The following is a 6,341-nucleotide window of genomic DNA, read 5'->3' on the forward strand; positions in this document are numbered from 1 at the left end:
GGTCGTGAGCGCTTTGTGCGTTGGCGAGGTATCTCGCGAAGGCCGAAAACGCGCACAGGTGACCCGACGAAGGAGGGTTGCCTTGGCCGAAAACACGCACAGGCGACCGACGAAGGAGGAAGCCCGTGCCCAAGGTCAGTGACGACCATCTGGCTGCGCGCCGTCGGCAGATCCTCGACGGCGCCCGCCGCTGCTTCGCCGAGTACGGGTACGAGGGTGCGACCGTGCGCAGGCTCGAGGACGCCACCGGACTGTCGCGGGGCGCGATCTTCCACCATTTCAAGGACAAGGACGGCCTGTTCCTCGCCCTCGCGCAGCAGGACGCGACCCGGATGGCCGACGTCGCCGCCGAGGAGGGCCTGGTCCAGGTGATGCGGGACCTGCTCGCGAAACCGGACGAGTTCGACTGGCTCGCGACGCGGGTGGAGATCTCCCGGCGGCTACGGACCGACCCGGAGTTCGCCCGCGAATGGAGCGAACGCGGCGTCGAACTCACCGAGGCCACCGTCGCGCGGCTGGAACGGCAGAAGGAGGCGGGCCGGCTGCGCGACGATCTGCCCACCGATGTCCTGGTCGGCTACCTGGACCTGGTCCTCGACGGGCTGATCGCGCGCATCGCGTCCGGGCACGGCGGCGAGAACCTGTCCGCGGTACTCGATCTCGTGGAGGAATCGGTCCGGCGGCAGGAGTAAATGCCGCTCGCCTGCACACACCTTCTGCCGCATGCACAGCGCAAAATCGTGCGGCACGCACAGCGCAAAATCGTGCGGCACGCACAGGGGGAATCGGCGTCCAGAACCCGTGTGCGTCAGCGAGAAGGTGTGTGCACACGGGTGCTTGCCCGGCGACGTCAGGTGCCGTGGGTCGCACGGCGCCGGTTCGGGCCGCCGCGGCCGCGCAGTTCGACCCCCGCCTCGGTGAGCAGCGTCCGGACGAACCCGTAGGACCGGCCGGTCGCGTCGGCGAGGCTGCGGATGCTGGCGCCGCGCAGGTAGCGGTCGCGCAACTCGGTCTGTAGTGCGTCCCTGGCGCCGCCGGACACCCGCACCCCCTTGCGCACCGACGCGAGCTCCGCCATCACCGACCTCCGACTGTGATCCCGGTCACTTCTCGATGGTCAGGCTAGTACAGATCCGGCGCCCGCTCCCGGCGCCCGGCCGCGACCCGCGGCCGCCGGTGCACACCCCCACTGCAGCACCCGCAGGGATGCTGCACGCCCAACACCGGTGTGCGTGCCCGAAGAGGTGTGTGCACACAGGCCTTCCCGGTGTGGACGGCGGGAACCCCGGTGCACACCGGCGCTGCAGCACGCGCAGGGATGCTGCACGCCCAACACCGGTGTGCGTGCCCGAAGAGGTGTGTGCACAGGGCCCTCGCGCGCCGGACCGGGCCGGGCGGCGCTCGCTCAGGCCAGGGTGATCAGGCCAGGGTGATCAGGTCCAGGTACTCCTGCGACCAGTGGTCCTCGGTGCCGTCCGGCAGCAGGATCACCCGCTCCGGGTTCAGCGCCTCCGCGGCACCCGGATCGTGGGTGACCAGCACGACCGCGCCGGTGTAGCTGCGCAGCGCCTCCAGGACCTGCTCGCGGGAGATCGGATCGAGGTTGTTGGTCGGCTCGTCGAGGAGCAGCACGTTCGCCGCCGAGGACACCAGACCGGCCAGCGCGAGCCGGGTCTTCTCGCCGCCGGACAGGGTGCCCGCGGGCTGGTCGAGCTGCGGGCCGGTGAACATGAACGCGCCGAGCAGCCCGCGCAGGTCCTGCTCCCCCGCGTCCGGCGCGGCGTGCCGAATGTTCTCCCACACCGACGCCTGATCGTCGAGGGTGTCGTGCTCCTGCGCGAAGTAGCCGGTCTTGAGACCGTGCCCCGGCACCAGTTCGCCGAGATCCGGCTTCTCCGCGCCGGCGAGCAGCCGCAGCAGCGTCGTCTTGCCCGCGCCGTTGAGGCCGAGGATCACCACGCGGGAACCGCGGTCGATCGCGAGGTCGACACCGGTGAAGATCTCCAGGGACCCGTACACCTTGGTCAGGTCCTTCGCCATCAGCGGCGTCTTGCCGCACGGCGCAGGCTCCGGGAACCGGATGTGCGCCACCTTGTCGGCGACCCGGACGTCGTCGAGCTCCGCGATCAGCTTGTCGGCCCGCTTGGCCATGTTCTGCGCGGCCGTCGCCTTGGTGGCCTTCGCGCCGAGCTTGGCCGCCTGCTGCCGCAGCGCGGACGCCTTCTTCTCGGCGTTGGCGCGTTCGCGGCGGCGGCGCTGCTCGTCGGTGGCACGGGCGTCGAGGTACTTCTTCCAACCCATGTTGTAGATGTCGGCCTCACCGCGGACGGCGTCGAGGAACCACACCTTGTTAACGACGTCGTCGAGCAGGTCGACGTCGTGACTGATCACGATCAGGCCGCCGTCGTGGTTCTGCAGGAACCCGCGCAGCCAGGTGATCGAGTCGGCGTCGAGGTGGTTGGTCGGCTCGTCGAGCAGCAGCGTCGTGTTCGACTTGCCACCGGAGCCGTCGGACGCCGCGAACAGGATCCGGGCCAGCTCGACGCGGCGACGCTGACCACCGGACAGGGTGCGCAGCTGCTGACCAAGCACCCGGTCCGGCAGCCCGAGGCTGTGGCAGATCCGGGCGGCCTCGGACTCGGCGACGTACCCGCCGAGCGCGGAGAACCGGTCCTCGAGATTGCCGAACTTGCGGACCGCCTTGTCGCGTTCGGCGTCGTCGGCCGCCTCGGCCATGATCGCCTGCTGCTTCTCCATGTTGCGGATGATCTCGTCGAGTCCGCGGGCGGACAGCACGCGGTCCTTCGCGAGGACGTCGAGGTTGCCCTCCTTCGGGTCCTGCGGCAGGTAACCGAGATCGCCGCTGCGGACGACCACGCCCGCGTACGGCTCCCCCTCCCCGGCGAGGATGCGCAGCGTGGTGGTCTTGCCCGCGCCGTTGCGGCCGACCAGCCCGATCCGGTCACCCGCCTGCACGCGCAGCGCCGATCCCGGCGCCGAGAGCAGGGTCCGGACGCCCGCACGAACTTCCAGGTCGGTGGCGGTGATCACGCGCGAACTCCTCGGGGCACTTCAGACGGATTGACGGCGGGACGCCGCCACGGGCGGTGTCGCGGGCGCACGATGCCAGTCGCGGGCGCACGAAGCCACCAGTCTACCGGTCCGGCGCGGGGGTGACCGCATCGGTGACGGCGGCGACGCGACGGGACCGCGTGCCAAGCTACCGGGGTGACTGTCCCCGACCTCCTAGTCCTCGGCCTTGGTCCGGCGGGCCGCGCCCTCGCGCATCGCGCCGCGGCGGCCGGGCTTGGCGTGGTGGCCGTCGACCCGGCGCCGGACCGGCCGTGGACGCCGACCTACGGCGCGTGGGCGGACGAGTTGCCGCGCTGGCTCGACCCCGATGTCGTCGCAACGCGGGTGCCGCGGCCGACCGTCTGGGCGGGCGGTCGGCACCGCATCGACCGCGAGTACGTCGTGCTCGACAATGGCGCGCTGGTTGCCGCGCTCGACCTCGGCGCGGTGCGGGTGCTGCGGGGCCGCGCCGCCCGCGCCGACGCCGCCGGCGTCACCCTCGCCGACGGCACCCGCGTCGCCGCCCGCGCCGTCGTCGACGCGCGCGGTGTGCGCCGGGCGCCGGGGTTGGCGGAGCAGACGGCGTACGGGATCGTCGTGTCGGGTGCGGTGGCGCGGCCCGCGCTCGGCGGCGCGGACGCCCTGTTCATGGACTGGCGCGGCGACAACGGCGCCGCCGCCGGCGCGCCACCGTCGTTCCTGTACGCGGTGCCGCTCGGCAGCGACCGGGTCCTGCTCGAGGAGACCTGCCTGGTCGGCCGCCCCGCGCTGCCGCTGCCCGTGCTGCGGACGCGGCTGCGCACCCGGCTCGCGGCGCGCGGCGTCGCCGCCGCCGACGACGCGCCGGTTGAGCGGGTCCGGTTTCCGGTGCACGCGCCGCGGCAGGACCTGTTCGGGTTCGGGTCCCGCGGCGGCCTCGCGCACCCCGGCACCGGGTACAGCGTCGCCGCGTCCCTCGCCTGCGCCGACGCCGTCGTGCACGCGCTGGTCACCGGGGGCGACCCGGCGGCGGCGGTGTGGCCCGCGCCCGCTCGCGCGGTGCGGGCGCTGCGCGGGATCGGACTGCGTGCCCTGCTCACGCTGCCACCCCAGCGGGTCCCCGCCTTTTTCGGGCAGTTCTTCGCGTTGCCGGTTGCCGCGCAGCGCGCCTACCTGTCGGACCGCGCCGACCCGGTTGCCGTCGCCGCCGCGATGTGGCGGCTGTTCACCGGCGCGCCGATGCCGGTGCGGCGCACACTGATCGGCGCCACATTTCCGCGGAGAGGACACCGATGAAGGTCGAGATCCAGCTGGACGCCGCCCCCACCGACGCGGCCCGTCGGGCGGTGGAGCTGGCCGGGACCGGGGCGGCGGGCCTGTTCACCTTCGAGGGACCGCACGACGTGTTCTTCCCGCTGGTGGCGGCCGCGCCGGTCGTCGACGCGGACCTGACCACGAACGTCGCGATCGCGTTGCCGCGCAGCCCGATGCACCTCGCGCACGCGGCGTGGGACCTGCAGGCGATGTCCGGGGGCCGGTTCCGGCTCGGGCTGGGATCGCAGATCCGGCCGCACATCGAGAAGCGCTACTCGGCGGCGTGGTCACGCCCCGCGGCCCGGATGCGGGAGATGGTGCTCGCGATCCGAGCCATCTTCGACGCGTGGGAGTCCGGGTCGCGCCTGGACTTTCGCGGCGAGTTCCACACCCACACGCTGATGCCGCCGACGTTCGTGCCCGGTCCGCTCCGGTCCGGGCCGCCGCCGATCCTGATGGGCGCCCTCGGCCCGGTGATGACCCGCACCGCGGCGGAGGTGGCGGATGGGCTGCTGGTGATGCCGTTCCACAGCGAGCAGCACTTCCGGCAGCGCACCCTGCCCGCCGTCGAGCTCGGCCTCGACCGCGCCGGACGGGACCGCGGCGAGTTCGAGGTCGTGCCGCAGGTGATCGTCGCGACCGGCCGCACCGACACCGAGCTCGCCGCGGCGACCACCGGGGTGCGGGCGCTGCTCGCGTTCTACGCGTCCACGCCCGCCTACCGTCCGGTGCTCGAGGTGGAGGGCTGGGCGGACCGGCAGGAACCGCTCAACGCGCTGTCCAAGCGGGGCGCGGTCGCGGAGATGGTGGCGTTGGTCGACGACGCGATGGTCGACACGCTCGCCGTCCGCGGCACCCCGGAGCAGTGCGCGGCCGAGATCGACCGCCGCTTCGGCGCCAACGCCGACCGGGTGTGCTGCTACTTCCCCGGCTACGACGTCGACCTCGCCCACGTGCGGGACCTGGTCGCCGCCCTCGGCGCGGCCCCTCAGCGCGGCGCCGCGAACTCGCCGAGGGTCTGACCGACCGCGTCGGGAACGCCGTCCAGCGCCCACAGCGCAAGCCCCACCGCGACGAGGGTGAGCAGCGGCCCGAGCAGCGCGCGTTCGAACGTGCCGCCCGCGCGGATCGACAGCCAGGACGGCAGCTGGAGTTCCCACCAGCGGCGCCCCCGCCACGGCAGCAACGGCGCAAGGAACGGCACCCCCTCCTTGGTGATGGCGTCGCCGAGGCAGTGCACCGCGCAGCCGAGCCCGACCGCGACCCCAAGCGCCCGCGACCCCACCTCGTCCGGATACCAGGTCCAGGTCAGTGCGGACAGGGTCCCGGCGACGAGGGTGACCGCGACCCAGCCGTTGCGTTTCGCCCATCCGCCCGCGAGCCCGCGGAGCGCGAGCCCGAGCGTCAGGAACAGGGTGCCGATGATCGCGGGCTGTCCGAACGCGACGATCAGCCAGGACACCAGGGCGCTGAGCGCGACCGCGAACAGCGCGGTGTGGGTGAGGGTGCGGTGCCCGCCCCGTCGCTTGGGGTCGCGCCTGCCGCGGGTGATGCGGTAGTACCCGACCGACACGCTGTCGACGCCCTTGGCGAGCGCCCAGCTGGCCGGGCCGAAGGAGCGGGCGACGGTCGACTGGGTGGTGTCGAGGTCCGGCAGCAGCGCCGCGCCAGCACACACCCCTGCGAAGGTGAACATCTCGGCGGTCGACGTCGGGCCGCCCCACTCGGAAGGGAGCACCTGGGCGGCAAGCAGGCCTGCGACGGCACCGGAGACGGCGTGGGTCGCACCCATCACCATGAGAGCATCATCACGTACGCGAAAACCCTTCGGACGACGGCGAACACGAGCACCACCCGAAGGAAGCCGCTCAGGACGGCCCGAATGTAGCAATCGACTCCGACACAAACGCCGCCTCGGCGGGGTGGGGGGAAGGAGGGGGGGGGGGAAAAAGGGGGGGTCACCCACAAATCGCACC

General features: G+C 72.8%; 6 protein-coding genes. 3 read left to right on the plus strand and 3 right to left on the minus strand.

All coding sequences use genetic code 11. The features are described 5' to 3' along the window. Positions 1-125 precede the first annotated feature (125 nt). Positions 126-692, plus strand: a complete 567-nt coding sequence (locus tag ACWF62_RS04705) for a TetR/AcrR family transcriptional regulator (RefSeq protein ID WP_378506362.1) — start codon at positions 126-128, stop codon at positions 690-692. Between the two features lie 158 nt (positions 693-850). Here the strand turns inward: ACWF62_RS04705 and ACWF62_RS04710 are convergent, their stop codons facing one another. Then, positions 851-1,078, minus strand: a complete 228-nt coding sequence (locus ACWF62_RS04710) for a helix-turn-helix domain-containing protein (RefSeq protein WP_378506361.1) — start codon at positions 1,076-1,078, stop codon at positions 851-853. Positions 1,079-1,419: 341 nt separating this feature from the next. Then, positions 1,420-3,051, minus strand: coding sequence for an ABC-F family ATP-binding cassette domain-containing protein (locus tag ACWF62_RS04715; RefSeq protein ID WP_378506360.1), 1,632 nt, complete (start codon positions 3,049-3,051; stop codon positions 1,420-1,422). 177 nt (positions 3,052-3,228) lie between these two features. Between ACWF62_RS04715 and ACWF62_RS04720 the strand changes: the two genes are divergently transcribed. Both ACWF62_RS04720 and ACWF62_RS04725 read left to right on the plus strand, forming a co-directional pair. Further along, positions 3,229-4,347 carry a lycopene cyclase family protein gene (locus ACWF62_RS04720; RefSeq protein ID WP_452629525.1) on the plus strand — a complete coding sequence of 373 codons (1,119 nt, stop codon included), beginning with the start codon at positions 3,229-3,231 and terminating at the stop codon, positions 4,345-4,347. After that, entirely contained in the window at positions 4,344-5,387 is a 1,044-nt protein-coding gene (locus tag ACWF62_RS04725; RefSeq protein WP_452629527.1) for a TIGR03617 family F420-dependent LLM class oxidoreductase, read from the plus strand. The genes ACWF62_RS04720 and ACWF62_RS04725 overlap by 4 nt, the downstream gene beginning before the upstream one ends. Here ACWF62_RS04725 and ACWF62_RS04730 read toward each other — a convergent pair. Next, positions 5,354-6,163, minus strand: a complete 810-nt coding sequence (locus ACWF62_RS04730) for a metal-dependent hydrolase (protein ID WP_378506357.1) — start codon at positions 6,161-6,163, stop codon at positions 5,354-5,356. The two genes, ACWF62_RS04725 and ACWF62_RS04730, sit on opposite strands and share 34 nt — an antisense overlap. Positions 6,164-6,341: the final 178 nt, after the last annotated feature.

Source organism: Rhodococcus sp. NPDC054953 (assembly GCF_053609225.1).

Bases quoted from the DNA above. Each gene is read 5' to 3' on its own strand.
- ACWF62_RS04730 (WP_378506357.1), bottom strand. From the start codon at position 6,163: ATGGTGATGGGTGCGACCCACGCCGTCTCCGGTGCCGTCGCAGGCCTG.
- ACWF62_RS04725 (WP_452629527.1), top strand. From the start codon at position 4,344: ATGAAGGTCGAGATCCAGCTGGACGCCGCCCCCACCGACGCGGCCCGT.
- ACWF62_RS04710 (WP_378506361.1), bottom strand. From the start codon at position 1,078: ATGGCGGAGCTCGCGTCGGTGCGCAAGGGGGTGCGGGTGTCCGGCGGC.